This window comes from Mesorhizobium sp. M5C.F.Ca.IN.020.32.2.1, from assembly GCF_004023105.1.
Classification (GTDB): domain Bacteria; phylum Pseudomonadota; class Alphaproteobacteria; order Rhizobiales; family Rhizobiaceae; genus Mesorhizobium; species Mesorhizobium wenxiniae.
This window is the reverse complement of record NZ_RZSX01001030.1, coordinates 1-2,007: the sequence shown is the minus strand read 5'-3', so window position 1 is coordinate 2,007 and position 2,007 is coordinate 1. Positions and strand designations below refer to the sequence as shown.

3 protein-coding genes are annotated in these 2,007 nt (G+C 62.5%); all 3 read right to left on the bottom strand.

Features of this window, described 5'->3' with window-relative positions; genetic code table 11:
* Positions 1-730 (bottom strand): 4-hydroxy-3-methylbut-2-enyl diphosphate reductase (ispH, locus tag EOA86_RS32400; protein ID WP_128345313.1); only part of this gene is annotated, 730 nt, incomplete at its 3' end.
* A 154-nt stretch (positions 731-884) separates the two neighbouring features.
* A complete protein-coding gene (locus EOA86_RS32395; RefSeq protein WP_164892221.1) occupies positions 885-1,682 on the bottom strand; it encodes an SURF1 family protein in 798 nt (265 codons plus the stop codon).
* Positions 1,679-2,007: DUF983 domain-containing protein (locus EOA86_RS32390; protein WP_128345311.1), on the bottom strand; the 329-nt coding region annotated here is incomplete at its 5' end. The genes EOA86_RS32390 and EOA86_RS32395, both read right to left, overlap by 4 nt.

The window sequence follows — 2,007 nt, the reverse complement described above, 5'->3', positions numbered from 1 at the left end:
CTTCGACGAGACGCCGCGAATTGGAGGAGTTGGGGGCGCCAACGATCAGGAAGAGATCGGAGCCCGCGGCGGTCTCCTTGACCGCTTCCTGGCGATTGGTGGTGGCGTAGCAGATCGATTCCGCTGCCGCCGCATGCAAATCGGGAAAACGATCCTTAAGCACCCGAATGATGCCGGCGGTGTCCTCGACCGACAGCGTCGTCTGGGTGACGAAACCGAGCGCCTGCGCGTCTGCGGGCACCAAATTCGCCGCGTCGGCTTCGGTCTCGATCAAGGTGACGGCGCCGTCCGGCAATTGTCCCATCGTGCCGATCACTTCCGGGTGGCCGGCATGGCCGATCAGAAGCACATGGCGGCCGAGCCGCTGATGGCGCATCGCCTGCTTGTGGACCTTCGACACCAACGGGCAGGTGGCGTCGAGATAGAAGAGGTTGCGCGCCTGGGCGTCCGCCGGTACCGACTTCGGCACGCCATGCGCCGAAAAGACGACCGGGCTCTGGCGATGCTCCGCCGGTATCTCGGAGAGCTCCTCGATGAACACCGCACCGAGGCTTTGCAGCCCCTCGACGACGTAGCGATTGTGGACGATCTCGTGGCGGACGTAGACCGGCGCACCGTATTTCTTCAGAGCCAGCACGACGATCTGGATGGCGCGGTCGACGCCGGCGCAGAAGCCCCGCGGCTGGCAGAGCCTTATCGTCAGCGGTGGCTTTGTGGTCGTGTGAAGCATGATTACTGGCCGGTTGGTCGTAGCATGAACTCAAGTCTTGAAGTCAAGGCGCGAAATGAGGTGCGCACCCCTGCCCTGTCAAGGGTGCCGGTGCCGATCATTAGAGCGACGTGCGTCCATTTGGACGCACAAAGTACGCTCTAACACTTTTTATCTACGCATCGTGCTTTTCGAAGATCGATTCCGATTTTCGGGCCGATGCGTCTTTCGCCGGGCGGCGAAACATGAAGATGAGGACGCCGGCAAGGGCAGCGGCAAGGCCGTACCAGGTTACGGCATATTGCAAATGGCTGTTCGGCAGGTCGATGATGGTAACGCCGCCGACCGGCAGCCCACCCGGGTTCGGGGTGGCGTCCGCGTCGATGAAGAACGGCACCAGCCCCGCGCCGGCCGGCAGACCGGCGCTGGCCGCCATGGCGTCGCGATCCTTCCAGTAGAAGATGTTCTTCTGCGGATCATTGTCGGGAAGCATCATCGAGGGCTTTGCCGGCAGCGGATTGCGGGCGAGCCCCGTCACCGTCACCTGGCCCGCACCCTGGTTTTGCGGGCGCTTGGCCGCGTCCTTGAGATCGTACGGTACGAAGCCGCGATTGATCAGAACAACGCGGCCGTCCTCCAGTTGCAAGGGCGTGAAGACATCGAAACCCGACTGGCCTTCCCAGGTCGCGAAGAAATGTCGCTCGCCGTGATGCAGGAAAGTGCCTGATACCGTCACCGGCGTGTAGTCGACGTCGCCGGTGGAGGTGAACCGCTTTTCGACCTCGGCCAAAGGCACAGGCGCAAAGTGCGTGCGCTGGTCGATAGTCTGAATAAGACCCTCTTTCCAGTAGAGGCGCTGCACCTGCCAGGTGCCTAGCCCAAGCAAAATGAAGAACAGCACGAGGCCTAGGCCAAGCAGCAATGCCGTCTTTGGTCGCGAAAGGCCTGCGACTGAACCGGATGTCGTGCTCATTCGCCGAGGTCCAGCCTGCCCTCCGCCGCCTTGTTGCGGTATTGCAGCGTCAAGAGCACACCCTTGATCAGCCTGAGCGCGCCCAGGCAAAGCACCAGCGTTAGCGGGATCCACAACACGAGATGAAGCAAGAGCGGCGGGTGAAGCGTCACCTCCATCCACAGCGCCAGCCCGACGACGATGAACCCGATGATCAGAATAACGAACACCGCCGGCCCGTCGCCGGCATCGGCGTAGGAATAGTCGAGGCCGCAATTGGCGCAGCGTTTGCCGACCGTGAGGAAGCCGGAAAACAGCGGTCCCTTGCCACAGCGCGGGCAGCGGC